17 protein-coding genes are annotated in these 17,590 nt (G+C 38.5%); 4 read left to right on the top strand and 13 right to left on the bottom strand.

The genetic code is table 11. The features are described 5' to 3' along the window. The 3 genes from arsC to DPX34_RS16965 are packed head-to-tail and all read left to right on the top strand — an operon-like array spanning position 1 to position 1,381. Entirely contained in the window at positions 1-348 is a 348-nt protein-coding gene (arsC, locus tag DPX34_RS16975) for an arsenate reductase (glutaredoxin) (protein ID WP_111979644.1), read from the top strand. A gap of 3 nt (positions 349-351) precedes the next feature. Further along, on the top strand, positions 352-945 hold the full coding sequence (gene wrbA / locus DPX34_RS16970) for an NAD(P)H:quinone oxidoreductase (protein WP_111979643.1): 594 nt from the start codon (positions 352-354) through the stop codon (positions 943-945). Next, a complete protein-coding gene (locus tag DPX34_RS16965; protein WP_111979642.1) occupies positions 935-1,381 on the top strand; it encodes a DUF2069 domain-containing protein in 447 nt (148 codons plus the stop codon). The genes wrbA and DPX34_RS16965 overlap by 11 nt, the downstream gene beginning before the upstream one ends. 15 nt (positions 1,382-1,396) lie before the next feature. On the opposite strand, the gene DPX34_RS16960 is transcribed toward DPX34_RS16965, so the two are convergent. Then, complete coding sequence (locus DPX34_RS16960; protein ID WP_111979641.1) at positions 1,397-3,034, bottom strand: alpha-amylase family glycosyl hydrolase; 1,638 nt, start codon at positions 3,032-3,034, stop codon at positions 1,397-1,399. A gap of 350 nt (positions 3,035-3,384) precedes the next feature. Here DPX34_RS16960 and DPX34_RS16955 point away from each other — a divergent pair, with 350 nt between their 5' ends. Beyond that, the gene (locus DPX34_RS16955) at positions 3,385-4,161 is read left to right on the top strand and encodes a sugar nucleotide-binding protein (RefSeq protein WP_111979640.1); all 777 of its coding nucleotides are present in this window, start codon (positions 3,385-3,387) and stop codon (positions 4,159-4,161) included. Between the two features lie 1,396 nt (positions 4,162-5,557). Here DPX34_RS16955 and rplS read toward each other — a convergent pair. From rplS to DPX34_RS16895, 12 genes are all read right to left on the bottom strand, one after another. After that, on the bottom strand, positions 5,558-5,905 hold the full coding sequence (gene rplS, locus DPX34_RS16950) for a 50S ribosomal protein L19 (protein ID WP_111979639.1): 348 nt from the start codon (positions 5,903-5,905) through the stop codon (positions 5,558-5,560). 10 nt (positions 5,906-5,915) lie between these two features. Then, complete coding sequence (gene trmD, locus DPX34_RS16945; protein ID WP_111979638.1) at positions 5,916-6,698, bottom strand: tRNA (guanosine(37)-N1)-methyltransferase TrmD; 783 nt, start codon at positions 6,696-6,698, stop codon at positions 5,916-5,918. 3 nt (positions 6,699-6,701) lie between these two features. After that, positions 6,702-7,232, bottom strand: coding sequence for a ribosome maturation factor RimM (gene rimM / locus DPX34_RS16940; RefSeq protein WP_111979637.1), 531 nt, complete (start codon positions 7,230-7,232; stop codon positions 6,702-6,704). A gap of 25 nt (positions 7,233-7,257) precedes the next feature. After that, positions 7,258-7,506, bottom strand: coding sequence for a 30S ribosomal protein S16 (rpsP, locus tag DPX34_RS16935; protein WP_111979636.1), 249 nt, complete (start codon positions 7,504-7,506; stop codon positions 7,258-7,260). Positions 7,507-7,707: 201 nt separating this feature from the next. Beyond that, a complete protein-coding gene (gene rnd, locus DPX34_RS16930) occupies positions 7,708-8,832 on the bottom strand; it encodes a ribonuclease D (RefSeq protein ID WP_111979635.1) in 1,125 nt (374 codons plus the stop codon). 103 nt (positions 8,833-8,935) lie between these two features. Further along, positions 8,936-10,447 carry an amidophosphoribosyltransferase gene (purF, locus tag DPX34_RS16925; protein ID WP_111979634.1) on the bottom strand — a complete coding sequence of 504 codons (1,512 nt, stop codon included), beginning with the start codon at positions 10,445-10,447 and terminating at the stop codon, positions 8,936-8,938. Positions 10,448-10,461: 14 nt separating this feature from the next. Then, on the bottom strand, positions 10,462-10,959 hold the full coding sequence (locus DPX34_RS16920; RefSeq protein ID WP_111979633.1) for a CvpA family protein: 498 nt from the start codon (positions 10,957-10,959) through the stop codon (positions 10,462-10,464). A 160-nt stretch (positions 10,960-11,119) separates the two neighbouring features. Beyond that, entirely contained in the window at positions 11,120-11,746 is a 627-nt protein-coding gene (locus DPX34_RS16915) for an SPOR domain-containing protein (RefSeq protein ID WP_157964771.1), read from the bottom strand. Then, positions 11,739-12,989 (bottom strand): bifunctional tetrahydrofolate synthase/dihydrofolate synthase, encoded by a 1,251-nt coding sequence (gene folC, locus DPX34_RS16910; protein WP_111979631.1) that lies wholly within the window; start codon positions 12,987-12,989, stop codon positions 11,739-11,741. Before folC ends, DPX34_RS16915 begins: the two co-directional genes overlap by 8 nt. A gap of 36 nt (positions 12,990-13,025) precedes the next feature. Further along, on the bottom strand, positions 13,026-13,892 hold the full coding sequence (gene accD, locus DPX34_RS16905) for an acetyl-CoA carboxylase, carboxyltransferase subunit beta (protein WP_111979630.1): 867 nt from the start codon (positions 13,890-13,892) through the stop codon (positions 13,026-13,028). A 192-nt stretch (positions 13,893-14,084) separates the two neighbouring features. Further along, entirely contained in the window at positions 14,085-14,879 is a 795-nt protein-coding gene (gene truA, locus DPX34_RS16900) for a tRNA pseudouridine(38-40) synthase TruA (protein ID WP_111979629.1), read from the bottom strand. Between the two features lie 121 nt (positions 14,880-15,000). Continuing rightward, positions 15,001-17,590: FimV/HubP family polar landmark protein (locus DPX34_RS16895; protein WP_332872834.1), on the bottom strand; the 2,590-nt coding region annotated here is incomplete at its 5' end.

The raw sequence follows: 17,590 nt of genomic DNA, 5'->3' as shown, positions 1-17,590 counted from the left end.
ATGTCGATCCAAATTTTTCATAATCCCCGCTGTTCTAAAAGCCGCGAAACGTTAGCATTATTAAAAGAACAAAACCTTGATATTGAAATAGTTGAATATTTAAAAACGGTGCCGACTTCAGCAGAATTAACCGAATTGTTAACGAAACTTGGGTTTAGCAGCGCCAGACAATTAATGCGTGTTAAGGAAGCGGATTATAAAGAAAACAACCTCGCCAAAGAAACCGATGAGCAAGTGCTTATACAAGCGATGCTTAAATACCCCAAATTAATAGAGCGTCCAATTGTCGTTAACGGTCAAAAAGCCGCATTAGGCCGCCCACCTGAAAATGTGCTAAAGATAATTTAACTCATGCATCAACTATTAGTTTTATATTATAGCCGTCATGGTTCAACCAAACGCTTAGCAGAGGCGATTGCTCAAGGGGTTGAATCAACAGGTGCTGAAGCGGTAATAAGAACAGTGCCCGAATTATCTCATGTGGCAGAACAAACAGCCCCAACCATTCCTGATGAAGGTGACTTGTACTGTACCCTTGCTGATTTAAAAAATTGTGATGGGCTTTTATTGGGCAGCCCAACACGTTTTGGCAATATGGCAGCGCCATTAAAACACTTCATAGACTCAACAAGTGAATTGTGGCTGAAAGGTGCACTACAAGACAAACCGGCTGGCGTTTTTACGTCAACAGGCTCAATGCATGGCGGGCAAGAAACAACATTAATCTCCATGATGTTACCTTTATTGCATCACGGCATGATATTAATGGGGATCCCGTACAGCGAAAGTGAATTAATGCACACCCAGACAGGCGGTACACCCTACGGTGCATCACATTTATCATCAAACAAACGTGCACAATTAAGTGAAGAGGAATATAATCTAGCTTTTTCGTTAGGCCAACGTTTGGCAAAAACAGTAATACGATTATCAAATGACAAATAGTACCGTTGAAGCAGTTAACATATACAATACACCAGAACATATCGCTAAAACTAAAAAAGCGAAAATAGCGGCACTTACAGGTTATTGGGGGTTATTTTTACTTGTGCCTTTGTGGCATATTGAAATTGCCCCTCACCCCGAGATTTCTCTCGGCTTTTTACTTACCCTTTGGTGGCTGCCGTTATTTTTACCAATGAAAGGTTTAATTCAAGGTAAACCTTATACTTATGCATGGGTTAATTTTTTAACTTTACTGTATGTATTACACAGTTTAACAATTATGTATGCCGAACCGGGCGAGCGAATCCTCGCTATTGTTGAATTTTGCCTTTGTGTGCTATTTTTTACCGGTGCTTGTTATTATGCACGGTGGCAAGGCCAATATTTAGGGTTAGGCCTTAAAAAGAAAAAGAACGAAGACACCACCCCCGAATAACAAACATAAAACCGCCTAATTACATTGGGCGGTATTTAATACAGCAAAAAACACACCATAGGGTAAAAATCTTAATTGATTAGATTCATCTAGCAATGTGTTGTTAAACTCATGTCCAACGAGTTGGTGTGCTTGTAAATGACTTGGCAAAGTAAATTGTTGTGAATCGCCTGACAGATTAAAGCCACATACAATTGCCCTATCTTCAGCATGACGACAGAATAATAAAATAGGTTCTGGTGCATCTAAAAACTTGATATCGCCTTCAATCAATGCGGGTTGTGTTGCTCGCCATTTCATAAAAGATTTAAATGCATTAATAACCGATTCACTATTTAATTGCTGGTCCCGAATAGACATTTTTATATGCTCATCTGGGATCGGTAACCACGGTGTTTCTAACGAAAAACCTGCATTCATGGTGCGATTCCAAGGTAAAGGCGTTCGACAGCCATCTCGACCAGCAAAAGTAGGCCAAAAATTGATGCCATACGGATCTTGCATATCCTCAAATTGTATATCAGCTTGAGGTAGACCGAGCTCTTCTCCTTGGTAAACACAAACACTGCCTTTTAACGAACCTAATAAAGCATTTAACATTTTTGCTTTGTCTTCATGTCTTTGGCTGCGATCCCAGCGCGTAACAACACGCTCAACATCATGATTTCCTAGCGCCCAACAAGGCCAACCATCTTCAAGCTTATCTTCTAAACGTTCAATGGTTTGGCGAATATGTGCGGCGCTATACTTATCATTAAGTAACTCAAAACTATAAGCCATATGAAGGCCATGTTGACCTTTAGTGTATTCAGCCATGGTGGCAAGTGAATCTTCAGATGAAATTTCGGCTAATGACGTAGTACCCGGGTATTGGTTTAACAGCTGACGTAACTCGCTGATAAATTCAAGGTTTTCAGGTTGAGTATGATTAAATAAATGCTCTTGATAAGCGTAAGGGTTATCCCCTCTGATCCCCATCACCGTTAATCGTTCTTTAGTTCTAGGTGGGTTATCTCTTAGTAATAGATCATGACAACAGAAATTGGCGGCATCGACTCTAATTCCATCTACTCCCAACTTAAGCCAAAATTCAATGTTTTCTAATACAGCTTTACGCACACCAGAGTGATGATAGTTAAGATCGGGCTGAGCAGCTAAAAAGTTGTGTAAATAATATTGTTTACGTCTAGGATCCCACGCCCAAGCGGGGCCTCCAAATATAGATAGCCAATTATTAGGTGGTGTACCATCCTCTTTAGGATCAGCCCAAACATACCAATCAGCTTTAGCGTTATCTTGATTTTGGCGGCTTTCATTAAACCATTCATGTTGCTCAGAGGTATGATTCAATACGGCATCAATTAGCACTTTCAAATTAAGAGAATGCGCTTTTTGCACTAACTGGCTAAAATCATTAAGATCACCAAATATGGGGTCAACAGAACAATGATCGCTTACATCATAACCAAAATCAGCCATGGGCGATTTATAAAATGGTGAAATCCATATCGCATCAACACCTAAATCAGCAATATAAGGCAGCTTTGAAGTAATCCCCGCTAAATCACCTATACCATCATTATTGCTATCCATAAAACTCCGTGGATAAACCTGATATAAGACAGCCCCACGCCACCACTCTAGTGTACTCATCAAACGTCCTCTATTGGAAAATCTAGATTTAAGCTCACAATTAGTACCTTACTAATACTCGTTTTTAGCATAGTAGACTACCGTGCTTGAATTCAACGCTTCGCATACGTATGCAATATTTACAATAAAAACACAAAAACAATACAAAAAAACAAACCTACAGCATTTAAACAGAATCGTTCACCTTCAACATATTGTTAATAAAAGACTATTTTAGATATGACCCTTTTACACATCATGAATAATGATGTTAACTAGTTAAATATTTGTTAAATGAATACGTATGCGTAAACATCAAAAGCATCCACAATTAAGTATGCTTAAAGAGAAGTCAAACTTGAGGTATCTACATGAAAGCGATTGTGACCGGTTCTACCCATATTAGAGGTCAATACCTAGTACATCATTTACATAATCAAAACTGGCAAGTTCTAGCTTGGGATCGCAATATCGTTTCTATATTTGATGAAAAAGAAATATATCAATTTTTATCCCGAACACGTGTTGATACGGTTTTTCATTTAGCGAATGAAAAATACAATCAAGGGATCAAAAATGAATCTTGGTTAGTTAATTACGAGTGGCCTAGATTATTAGCCAAAGTGTGTTTTAAACTCAACATAAAATTGGTTTATTTATCATCAAGCGACGTTTTCTCTTCAACGATAACAGGCCCTTATCGCAAACAAGATAAAGCAACTGCGCGCTCGGGAATTGGCTATGAAAAAAGAATGGCAGAATACTCGCTGCTTTCTGAATGCCCTACTTGTCAAATATACCGAGTGGGTTGGCTGATTACTGAAGGTGAAAATAAATCGCACCTAATCAGTGATATTATTAAGCAAAGTACGTCTGACGAAAAAATACTACTGAATAAACATTATTATCCAGCCTGTTCATTTATCAACCAAACTTACTTGGCTATCACAAACCATTTAAACCTCAACGGCGGGATCTATCATCTAGATTCGAATAGAATGTGGTCGCAATATGCAATAGTTAAAGCACTTAACAAACGTTATAATTTGAAGCTAAAAATCACTCAATTTAAAGGTAGTAAGTTAGATGAGCGTTTATTAGAGCCTCAAATTAATATGCCGCCACTCAGCATAAATCTCGCCTTTTAGCATGATTTTTAAACAGCTCTGATATTAGATATTAAATTCGGCCTCCAAATACATGCTCGCTTTAAATAAAATACGGCGATATTTATGATAAGACGCTCTTGAATTTAAGTATGAAGGGCTATCATTTTTAAAATAATTTAATAAGCATTTAGGTAACTAACCCACAGTCATTTAAGTTTAAATTACGTATTTGAAAATAAATTGATCGACCATATATCTGCCGTTGGCCTTACTCTTTTAGGCTGAGATTTGTATATTTGAATAATGACTGATGTTTTTAAATTTATTGAAGCTCGTTAGCGCTTAAAATGCGCAGCCCAATCATACTAAGCAAATAATGCATCGCCGCCACAGATAACAAATCAAACTTATAACATAAAAATAAAATTAACCTCAAAAATATAACTATTCAATCTATATGTTATATAATACCTTTAATCCCCCAATTAAATATTATTAATTCATATAAAACAGTAGCCTATATAAGTGACTACGGGTTAATAACCCCTGTTATAAATTAAAACGTTTAAAACCATTTCTTTATATCATTTTAATTCAACAAAAATTCAAATTATTAACTACAATTACTGTAACTTAAGTAACTTACTTAATTGTTTTTTAACCCTTTTTGTTAGCGCAAGGCTCTAGAGAGCCATTTCCCAGCCCGTTCAAAGGATATTTGAACGGGCTTTTTTTATGCCCTGTATATACCATTTGACGTCAAAAAAATCACACACAAACTAACCCCAAATAATGACAATAATAATGATTCACCTCTACCATGTGTCAAATAGGGACAATAGATTTAATTCTTATAGCAATCAAAGTAAATAAGTGAACCGGATGAACATAAGAAAAAGATTGAGAACAAAGTAAAAACCATCAAAGTCGTATTTCTACCCGTTAATTTCAAACACCATTTTATCCAGTATTTTAACTGATACCAATTCATACTAATAAGTGATCGCTCAAAATGAATCCAGCGGTTTAAACAAGGCATCAGTGTACTTCAGGCATCCTGCCTTTCGCTAAAGCTAGAAAGCGGTTCAAAAATGTTCCAGACATTTTTGTGTAGGAATGGTTGCTCCCTTTCAAATACCGATAACGCAAGTCAAAATCCGCTGGGTATTCCTTTCAAACGATTTTTAAATGCGCTTACTCTATATTGATCGAACTCAAAAGAGCACCACTATTCTTTCAAGCACCTTGATTATGCGCATTGAAACGATCGCTGAGTGGGCACTTATTATTACGGATTGGTAATTACTATGGTGCCCTGCTATTAAGAACGATTGGTATACCTAGTAAGGCCTGCTTTAAAACGAAAAAAGGCTCGCAAATGCGAGCCTTTTTAAATATACAAACAATATAATTATATTGCTTGTCAATCAGCCAATTAACTAAGCTTTTCTTTAATACGTGCAGCCTTACCTGTACGACCACGTAAGTAGTACAATTTAGCACGACGTACCGCACCACGACGCTTAACCGTAATGCTATCAACTAGAGGACTGTGTACTTGGAAAGTACGTTCTACACCTTCACCGCCTGACATTTTACGAACAGTAGCGCTTGAATGTAGACCACGGTTACGCTTAGCAATTACAACACCTTCGAATGCTTGTAAACGCTCACGCTCACCTTCTTTAACTTTAACTTGAACAACAACTGTATCACCAGGCGCGTACGCTGGTAAGTCTGCTTTCAATTGCTCGTCTTCGAGCATTTTGAGAATATTACTCATTTTAACCTCTTTACCTAGAATGGACTGTATTTTTTGCAAACTCAGTTTGATATTCGTTTTTAAACTCAATCAATAACTTGGCCTGCTCATCAGTCAGAGCTAGGGATTTTAATAAGTCGGGACGTCTAAGCCAAGTCCGACCCAATGCCTGTTTCATTCGCCATTTCTCAATAAGTTTATGGTTACCACTCAGTAATACCTCGGGCACACATTCCTCATCAAGATTTTCTGGACGTGTATAATGTGGACAATCTAATAAGCCTTCTGTAAACGAGTCCTGTTCAGCAGATAACTTATGCCCTAACACGTCGGGTACCATGCGGCTAACGCTATCAATTAATGTCATGGCCGGTAGCTCTCCGCCACTCAACACATAATCACCAATTGACCACTCTTCGTCGACTTCAGATTGAATTAATCGTTCATCGATACCTTCATAGCGACCGGCAACCAAGATTAACTTCTCATTTGAAGCCAGTTCAACGACACCTTGCTGATCTAATTTACGACCCTGAGGAGACAAATATATAGTCTTAACACCCTCACCAGCCGATGCTTTAGCCGCTTTAATCGCATCTTTTAATGGTTGCACCATCATGAGCATCCCGGGACCACCACCATAAGGCCGATCATCAACTGTTCGGTGCTTATCGTGAGTAAAATCACGTGGATTCCAACAATGAAACTCTAACAAACCTTTTTTAAACGCACGACCTGTTATGCCATGTTGAGTGACTGCGTCAAACATTTCGGGAAAAAGGCTTATCACCCCAATCCATTTTAATGATGACATAGATTAAAAATCCGCATCCCATTCAACAGTTATAACTCGCTGTTCCTGATCTACTTTAGAAATCGTTTGAGATTCAACAAAAGGGATCAGACGCTCAGTCTTGCCAAAGGCGTCATTTTTATTAGCTTTGACGACTAACACGTCATTAGAGCCGGTTTCCATAAGTGATTTAACTTCACCCATGTTATAGCCTTGTGTATTCACTACAGCCATTCCGACCAAGTCGCGCCAGTAAAACTCATCTTCCGCTAATTCAGGCAACTGTGTTTCAAGTACAGCAACTTCCATACCTGTTAACAATTGGGCTTTCTCGCGAACATCAACGTTATTAAATTTAACGATGATTCCTTTATTATGCTTGCGCCATTCGACAACTTCAGCTTCTTGCCAAGAATCATCTTGACCTATCTGCCATTTATCATAATCAAATATGCTTTCAGCATAGTCAGTATAAGCTTGCACTTTTAACCAACCCTTTATGCCGTAAACAGCGCCAAGGCGACCTAAAACGACTTTATTTTGAGTTGATGACATAACTTAAACCTTCTAAATACTGTAATTAAGCCGCTTTACGAGCGTCTTTAATTAATTTCGCTACGCGATCTGAAGCTTGTGCACCGTTACCTACCCAGTGATCAACACGATCCAAATCGATTTTTAAGCGTTCTGCGTTGCCTTGTGCGATTGGGTTAAAAAATCCAATACGCTCAATGAAACGACCATCGCGGCTACGACGGCTGTCCGCTACCACTACTTGGTAGAATGGACGCTTTTTAGAGCCACCACGTGATAAACGAATAGTTACCATATCGTCCTCAATATAAATGAAAGTTAATAAAATGTAGGGAGGTCTGCTCCCCGATTAATTGGCTTGCTTAAGTTGAATCAATTGATTACTGACTCAAAAAAAGCTCGCGAATTATACAGGGTTTCAGTAGGAATGCAAGGCTAACCTAGGTAAAGCGGGGGAAGAACAATAACGTGTTTTTTAATAAAAAAGGTCGAATTCTCAACCTTTTAATACAATATTTTTAAGCGCATCATCTAGCAATTCACCGCGCCAGCCAGTCCCTAACTCAGGCAATTCATCTTGGCACCACGGGTTTATCTGCCAGTGATAGCTAATATATTGGTTAATCTGCCGTTTAGACGCTAACAATTCAACATTAATACCAACCGTTTGCGCTATTTCACTTATTAATGCTTTAGCTTCTGTATATAAAGGTTTGTATTGTGCTAATTCAGATAAGCGGCGTACTTTTGGAGGACATTCTGCGATAGGAACGTTTTTACCTTGCTCAATAAATTCAAGTAATGTGTTACCGTGTTTTCGGATCTCCATTGGATGAATATCAGGTACGTTTTTCATGCTATTTATTGACATCGGTTGACGAGTCGCTAAAGCGATAATAGAGCGCTCATGAATAACAAAATTAATTGCCATATCTCGAGCAATCGCATTTTCTAAACGCCATTTAGCGAGTAACCTTAAAACGGCTAATTGCCGAGGACTTAGCAACCAATTAGATTTTATATCACGCCACGCTAAATCAGGGTTTGGAATCAGGTATTTTTTAGCGATCACCGACTCAACATCTTCTTTTGCTTGAGCATATTTTTGACCTAATGTTACTATTTGCAAATGATATATATCGAGTAAATATAACACATCCGATGCAGCGTAATTTAATTGCTCTGGCGTGAGAGGACGCTGTAACCAATCAGTTCGCGCGTGGCCTTTGTCTAGTTGAATATGTTTGTATTGATTAACTAACGCGGCTAAGCCTAAAGACATCGCCCCACTACAAAAAGATTCAGCAATCTGTGTATCATAAAACCCTTTTACATTCGCACCTAAAGCCGATTTAAAAACTTCAACGTCTTCACTGCATGAATGGATCACCTTAATAATATTTTCATTTTCTAAAATACGATTAAAAGATTGCCAGCTTTCAACTTCAAGTGGGTCAATCAAATAGATGTGTTCACCACAATTTATTTGTATTAAACCAATTTTAGGGTAATAAGTACGTTGACGCACAAATTCGGTGTCAATGGCGAGTACCGTGCGTTGATTCAAAACTTTACATAATGATTCAAGTTCGGTTTGATTTTCGATTAGCTTAAAAGACATAGACTCGTATTAAAAATTTTTATGCAGATGCTACTTTAGCATATAAGGATCAGATATTTAGCCAATTATACAAAAAAGCCGCTCTATGAGCGGCTTCAGTATTTTAGTTTATGTTGTGTATATCTAGACTGGCAGTTTGATTTTGACTCTCGTCTTTTTTGGCAGAGTCATTACGTAGATTATCTAAGTGCTGAAGATACTCTTGCGTAACATCACCCGTTATATAACAACCATTAAAAACAGATGTTTCAAATTGAGTTATATTTTCATGATCAGCTTTAACAGCAGTCACTAAGTCGGTTAAATCTTGGAAAATCAAACCGTCTGCTTTGATGAGTTCACAAACTTCATCAACGTCTCGACCATGTGCGATAAGCTCATTAGGGGTTGGCATATCAATACCGTATACATTAGGGAAACGAATTTCAGGCGCGGCAGAGGCAAAATAAACTTTATTAGCGCCTGCTTCTCTTGCCATTTCAATAATTTGCTCTGATGTTGTACCACGTACAATAGAGTCATCTACTAGCAAAACATTTTTACCTTTAAACTCACTACCTATTGCATTTAACTTGCGACGCACTGATTTACGACGTTGCAGTTGTCCCGGCATAATAAAGGTACGACCAATATAACGGTTTTTAACATAACCTTGTCGGTAAGGAATATCTAAGGTTGTTGCAATTTCTAACGCTATGTCACATGACGTTTCAGGAATAGGAATAACAACATCAATGTCTAAATGATCCCATTCACGCTTTATTTTTTCACCTAAACTTCTGCCCATGTGAACGCGAGCATCATAAACCGAGATCCCATCGATAGTTGAATCAGGTCTAGCGAAATAAACATATTCAAAAATACAAGGCACTAATTTAGCATTGTCCGAGCATAACTCAGAATATAACTCGCCTTGCTCAGTGATATAAACCGCTTCACCAGGTGCAACATCACGAACAAATTTAAAACCAACAGCGTCTAACGCAACACTTTCAGAAGCAACCATGTATTCGTTGCCACTTTCTGATTCTCTGATGCCCAAGACAAGCGGTCTAACACCATTAATATCTCTAAAAGCAACTAAACCATAACCAACAATAGCCGCAACAACACCATAAGCGCCATGCGCTTTTTCATGCACAGCTCGAACAGCAGTGAAAACATTCTCAGGCTTCAAATCCATCGTTGAAGCTTCATCGATTTCATGAGCAAATAAGTTCATCAACAATTCAGAATCAGACGATGTATTCACATGACGTCGAGCTTCAACTTTGAGTCGGTTACCGAGCTCTTCTGCGTTGGTTAGATTACCATTGTGCGCTAAAGAAATACCAAAAGGTGAATTGGTATAAAAAGGCTGAGCTTCAGCTGAAGTACTTGAACCCGCAGTTGGATAACGTACGTGGCCAATTCCCCAATTTCCGGCTAAGCGAAACATATGTTTTTGTTCAAACACATCTTTAACCAAACCGTTAGCTTTACGTAATTTAAACATTCCATTGTTTATTGTCATGATACCAGCGGCATCTTGGCCACGATGCTGTAAAACAGTCAACGCGTCGTATAAATATTGATTTACAGGAGAATGAGAAACTATTCCTACTACACCACACATGAGTAAACTACCTCTTAGACAGGCTTAACGTCATTTAGAAAACTGGATGAATTTTTTAGGTATTCAAAAAACCATTCAATCACGTCTCTAAACTCGGGAATTAAAACAGATTGAGTCCACCACTCTGAACTTGATGCTGGCGTAAACGCATCTAAAAAGAACAGCATAGCCGCCACAATTAATACACCTCGTAAACCACCAAAGACTAAACCAAGCACACGATCAGTGCCCGACAAACCGGATTTTAAAACCAGCAAGCCAATAAGGTAACTAATGAGTGAGCCCAATACGATCGTTGCAATAAATAATGCAGCCACCGCAATAGCTTTACGCAGCATAAGATCATCAACTTGAGTGATGAAAGCCGAGAGGTCAGAATAGAATTGACTTGATATAAAGAACGCAGCAGCCCATATAGCGAGCGAAAGCGCCTCTTTAACAAAGCCTCTAACTAAACTAATTAATGTAGAAATTGTTACAACGCCAATAATGGCGTAATCAATCCAAATCATGTAATCCACGATTATAGCCGTGTTGAAAAATGCGGGCGAATTCTACCAGAAGCCTTAGCTAATTGCCTTATATTATTAAAAATAAATGATATAAATGCGTGAGTAGTATTACGTGCACTTAAGTTAAATTATCTGAAAAAACATTTTTTATCAGAGGCGATTAATTAGCAGGTTGATATACCGCGAGTTTACCACTTAGTCGAGTTAATTTTTGTAGCTCGGGGATCAACTTGTTCAATTTTTCTTTTTCTAAATCCGGTCCGACAAATACTTTGGTTAATGGACCCGATTTTGTTTCAATTGGTTTTGTAAATGCGATATAGCCTTCGCGTTTTAGTGTTTCCAATAATATCGTGACATTTTTTTGATGTTTAAAACTACCCAGTTGGATCACCCAAGCCGGATGCTCAAACTGTGACTGTTCTTTTTTTAATTGTGTATTTGTTGCCGTTACATCAATGACTAAATTAGATTCATCAGCTTTGGGTTCAGGCTCTGGCTCTATTTCAACATCTATTGCATCAGTATTTAGCTTAGTCGCATTTTCAAAATGCTCATCTAATGCAACTTCATCACTTAATTCATTCTGGCTAGATAAAGTTTGATATTCTTCTTCCGGAAAATGTATATCTGCAATCGGTATATTATAGGTTGGTGCGGTTGGAATTGTTTGAAACTTATCCTGATGGCTTTCTTTTTTTCCATCTAAAAATTCAGGTAAAAAGATCACTAATAAAGCCACGATAACAATAGTGCCCACTAGACGGTTCTGAAATGCGCTAGACACAATAACTTTCCTTTTGAATAACGTCAGATACAACGAGAAAAGAACCAAACACTAAGATCAAATCATTTGAAGCGCAGTCATTAATTGCGCCTTGATACGCATCTAATACATGTGGAAACAACTGTTTTTTTTCAGAAGCGGGTAATACCGAAGCTAAATACTCAGAACTTGTCCCTCGTGGCCCATCTGTCGACGCAAGATACCAACGTGTAAACTTGCCAATAAATAACTTAAGCGTCTCTTCAACGGCTTTATCTTTTAGCATCCCGACAACGGCGCTCACATTAACGTGCGGATGCAGCATCAAATGGGCATCAAGTTGGTTTAGAATATAGGTAGCCGCTTGTTCATTGTGCCCAACATCAACAATAACATGAGGTGAATACTTAACCGTTTGCCAGCGGCCTTGTAGTTTAAAACGAGATAAAATAGATCGGATAGATTCAACAGATATCGTTACATTTAAAATTTCTAAGGCTTTTAATACGCCTGCCGCATTTTGTATAGGCATATTAGGCACTGGCAAATCAGTATATGCATGCGAGCCTTGGTAATGCCAAACAGCTGAATTTTCTTGCCATTTATAATCTTGCTGAGCACAATAGAGCGAAGTATTAAGGCTAGCAGCGTGTTTAAGTAAACTCGTTGGGGGTTCAAGATCACCGCAGATACAAGGCTTATTATGACGCATGATACCGGCTTTTTCGTAGCCAATTTTTTCTCGTGTATCACCTAACCAGTCAAGGTGATCTAAGGCCACGGTCGTGATGATAGAGAGATCAGGTTCGATGATATTGGTTGCATCTAAACGCCCCCCTAATCCAACTTCAAGCAAGATATAATCAGGTTTAGCTTTAGCTAATAGACAAAGTGCGGCGAGCGTACCCATCTCGAAATAAGTCAGCAGTGTTTCTTTACGAGCTAATTCTATTTGCTCAAATGCAGCACAATGCTCCACTTCTGTGAACCATTCATTATCGAGAGTTGTACGTTCACGATAATCGACCATGTGGGGTGAGTTATAACACCCTACACGATAACCTTGGGATGTGAGTAAATTTTGTAATAAATGACAAGTTGTGCCTTTGCCATTTGTGCCACCAATTAACACAATTTTACTGGCCGTAAAATCTAATGCGAGTGCATCAAAAACGGTTTTAACGCGTGACAAACCCAGTTCTATATTACTAGGATGAATCGATTCTAAATGGGTAAGCCATGCTGAAAGTGAATCAAATTTCATAAAAGTGGTTACCCATTTATAAATCAATAACGCAAATTAAAATTGTTCAACCGAAGGTAAGTTCATTAATTTGCTTAAGATACCTGATAATTTGTTACGCATATCACGGCGATCAACAATCACATCGATAGCGCCTTTCTCAAGTAAAAATTCACTACGCTGAAAGCCTTCAGGTAATTTTTCACGTACTGTTTGCTCAATAACGCGAGGGCCAGCAAAACCAATTAGCGCTTTAGGTTCAGCAACGTTAATATCACCTAGCATGGCTAAACTTGCCGATACACCGCCCATTGTCGGATCGGTCATAACCGATATATACGGTAAACCTTTCTCGGTCATTTTAGCTAACGCGGCACTGGTTTTCGCCATTTGCATTAATGAAAACAACGCTTCTTGCATACGGGCACCGCCACTCGCTGAAAAACAGATAAGTGGTAAATCATGTTTTAAACACTCTTCAGCCGCTTTAACAAATTTAGCGCCCACAACCGAAGCCATAGACCCACCCATAAAAGCAAACTCAAAAGAACAAGCAACAACAGGAACGCCTTTAACTTGCCCTTTCATTACCACTAATGCATCTTTTTCGTTAGTTGATTTTTGTGCCGCACTAATGCGGTCTTTATACTTTTTAGAATCTTTAAATTTTAAAGCGTCTTGAGGTTCTAGATCAGCGGCTAATTCAACTCGATTTTCAGTATCAAGAAAACTTTCTAAACGTTTTCGAGCACCAATACGCATGTGATGGTCACACTTAGGGCAAACATTTAAATTTTGCTCTAACTCAGCATGATAAATAATTGAATTACAATCTGAACATTTAGCCCAGACACCTTCTGGAACATTTGCTTTTTTCTGTGCGCTAACATTGGTCTTAGGCAGAATTTTTTCTATCCAACTCATGAGTGATCTCTAACAGATAATACTTGGAATATTTAATAGCCGCAGAATACATCAAAAATACAAGGATGCTACAACTACCTGGAAAATTTGGCGCTAATTAAATCATAAACTGTATGAAATATTAAGCTTAACTGGTCTAAACTGTCTAAATTAACTGAATAATTAAGCAACTCATTTAAACTCGGTTACTTTTTAATCATCAGTAAAAAATATAGGGCCCATTGGAACTTGAGGAATATTGAATTTTTCAGGGTATATTACCCGCACTAAGTATAAACCATTTGGTTTAGCAGTCGGACCGGCAACCGTACGATCTTTGCCTTCAAGTAAAGTTTGAAGCCAATTAACAGGTTGAGTCCCTAAGCCAATTAACATTAATGACCCTGCAATATTTCTGACCATGTGATGTAAAAAGGCGTTAGCTTGCACATCAATAACAATATAATCACCAAAACGATTAACTTTGATATGAGTCATATGTCGGCAAGGTGTTTTAGATTCACAACTAGACGATCTAAACGCTGAAAAGTCGTGTTCGCCAACGAGGTATTGCGCCCCCTGATGCATCAATTCATGATCTAGCGGCTCGTAACATTGCGTTAGACCTTCTCGTAATATAGCAGGCCGCTCACGGCGGTTAAAAATCACATAACGGTAACGGCGAGCAGTTGCAGAATATCGAGCATCAAAATCATCACTAACGGGAACCGCCCATTTAACAGAGATATCATCTGGTAAATTGCTATTTGCACCCAATACCCAAGATTTTTCAGAGCGGATAGCATTGGTCTCAAAATGTACAAGCTGTGCAGTTGCATGCACACCTGTATCGGTTCTTCCGGCACAAGTCAGTAATAAAGGCTCGTTAGCAACTTTCGATAGCGCTTCTTCTACCCGCTGTTCGACCCCAATTACATTTTTTAAATACTGCTTTTGCCAACCACAGTAATTAGCACCGTTGTACTCTATTCCGACCGCATAACGCATTGCTTTATCTTTACTCCACCAAAAAAGGCGATAGTATCAACCATTCTTAAACTTTACGCAATTACCAAACGCGGCCTAATAGAAAAGGAGCTAAAAACGGCCCGATTAATCACGATTAACATCAAGATTCAATTTGCTTTAATAATATTTCAGCTTGTGCTTTTTGTGATTCATCACCTTTAAGAATGATTTTTTCCAATGCGGTGATAGCCCCATCAACATCACCAATCTCAATATACGCACGCGCTAAATCTAATTGTGAAGACATGCCTTTTTCATTACCTTCATCAACATCAATAAGATCAATATTCTCTTTTTGGATAAACTCTTCTAAGCCTACATCAATATTTTTAGGTGTATAGGGTTCATCTTTTAACTCGGCATCATGACTACTTTCTAATAACGTTTCAATGTCGATTAACTCATCTTCATCAGCAAGTTCGGTATCTTCTAACGGTTCTTCTGAATTCAAGTGACTTGGTTCAGGAATAACTTCTTCTTCAAGTAAACTATCTAAATCAATACTGTCTGCAAAATCTTCAATTGAATCTTCAGGGGTTAACTCAGGTACTTTTTCAATGCTGCCTAATAGCTCGTCAAAATCAATATTTTCAAGCTCGGCTACTTCATCAATGGTGTCAAGATCATCTGCATCATCGCTATCATTTAATAAACTATCGAGTTCAGATACCGTTTCCGTTTCATATAAATTGCTGACCGCTTTGTCATCTGTTATCGATTTATGTAAATCAGCATCAAACTCGTCAGTTGCATCAGCTAATAATGCATCAAGTTCATCAAATTCCGCTTTTAGCAGCTCATCATCTGGCGATGTAATTTCAAATGTTTTTTCTTTATTTAGGCTGTTTAGACCCGCTTCTGCAGACTCGCTGTGTTTTTCTGATTCAGCGTTTAACGATTCTAAATCAATCTCTTCATCTGATTCTTCATCTAAACGGGTCAGATCTAACTCAGGTGTTTCATTATCATCTTCGAATTCTGAAGTTAGCGTAGCTAAATCAATTTCTTCATCCGGATCGGTGTCTAAATCGGTCAGATCTAACTCAGGTGTTTCATTATCATCTTCGAACTCTGAAGTTAACGCAGCTAAATCAATTTCTTCATCCGGATCGGTGTCTAAATCGGTCAGATCTAACTCAGGTGTTTCATTATCATCTTCGAACTCTGAAGTTAATGTAGCTAGATCAATATCTTCATCCGGATCGGTGTCTAAACCGGTCAGGTCTAACTCAGGTGTTTCATTATCATCTTCGAATTCTGAAGTTAACGCGGCTAGATCAATATCGTCATCTGAGTCTTCAAGCTCAAACTCAGATAGATCAATTTCATCTTCGACTTCCACCTCAGAAGCATCTATATCACCCGTTGGCTTAGATAACTCTTCAACTGGCTCATCGCTAGATTCTTCTGTATCAGGAGTATTCTCATCATCTTCAAGTTCGAATTCAGATAAATCAATATCATTATCTGAATCAGTGTCTAAATCGGTAAGATCGAATTCTGGCGTTTCAGTATCATCTTCGAATTCTGAAGTTAACGTGGCTAGATCAATATCGTCATCTGAGTCTTCAAGCTCAAATTCGGATAAATCTATTTCGTCTTCGACTCCCATCTCAGGTGCATCTATATCACCCGTTGGTTCAGTTAGATCTTCAACTGGCTCGTCAGCTAATACTTCTGTATCAGGAGTATTCTCATCATCTTCAAGTTCGAATTCAGATAAATCTATTTCATCATCGACTTCAATCTCAGGAGCATCTATATCACCCGTGGGTTCAGTTAGTTCTTCAACTGGCTCGTCGCTAAATTCATCTGGAACAGAAGTATTTTCATCTTCTTCAAGTTCAAACTCTGATAAATCTATTTCATCATCGACTTCAATCTCAGGAGCATCTATATCGCCCGTTGGTTCAGTTAGTTCTTCAACTGGCTCGTCGCTAGATTCATCTGGATCAGAAGTATTTTCATCTTCTTCGACTTGAATTTCAGGAGCATCTAGAACACCCGAAGGCTCAATTAACTCTTCAACAGGCTCGTCGGCTAATTTTTCTGTATCAGGAGTATTCTCATCATCTTCAAGTTCTGAAGTTAGCGCTGCTAGATCAATATCGTCATCGGAGTCTTCAAGCTCAAATTCGGTAAGATCTAATTCTGGCGTTTCAGTATCATTTTCGGATTCTGAAGTTAACGCGGCTAGATCAATATCGCCATCTGAGTCTTCAAGCTCAAACTCGGCTAGATCAATTTCGTCTTCGACTTGAATCTCAGGAGCATCTATATCACCCGTTGGCTCAGTTAACTCTTCAACTGGCTCGTTGGCTAATTCATCTGAAGTAGAAAGATTTTCGTCTTCTTCAAGTTCAAATTCAGATAAATCAATATCATTATCTGAATCGACAAACTCTGATTCAGGCGTTTCAGTATCATCTTCAGATTCTGAAGTTAACGCGGCTAGATCAATATCGTCATCTGAGTCTTCAAGCTCAAACTCGGATAGCTCAATTTCGTCTTCGGCTTCCACCTCAGGAGCATCTATATCACCCGTGGGTTGAGTTGGTTCTTCAACTGGCTCGTCGCTAGATTCATCTGGAACAGAAGTATTTTCATCTTCTTCAAGTTCAAACTCGGATAAATCTATTTCATCATCGACTTCAATCTCAGGAGCATCTATATCGCCCGTTGGTTCAGTT

Source organism: Algibacillus agarilyticus (assembly GCF_003286125.1).
GTDB lineage: Bacteria > Pseudomonadota > Gammaproteobacteria > Enterobacterales > Alteromonadaceae > Algibacillus > Algibacillus agarilyticus.
The sequence above is the reverse complement of the archived record's forward strand: the minus strand, read 5'-3'. Positions and strand labels throughout refer to the sequence as shown.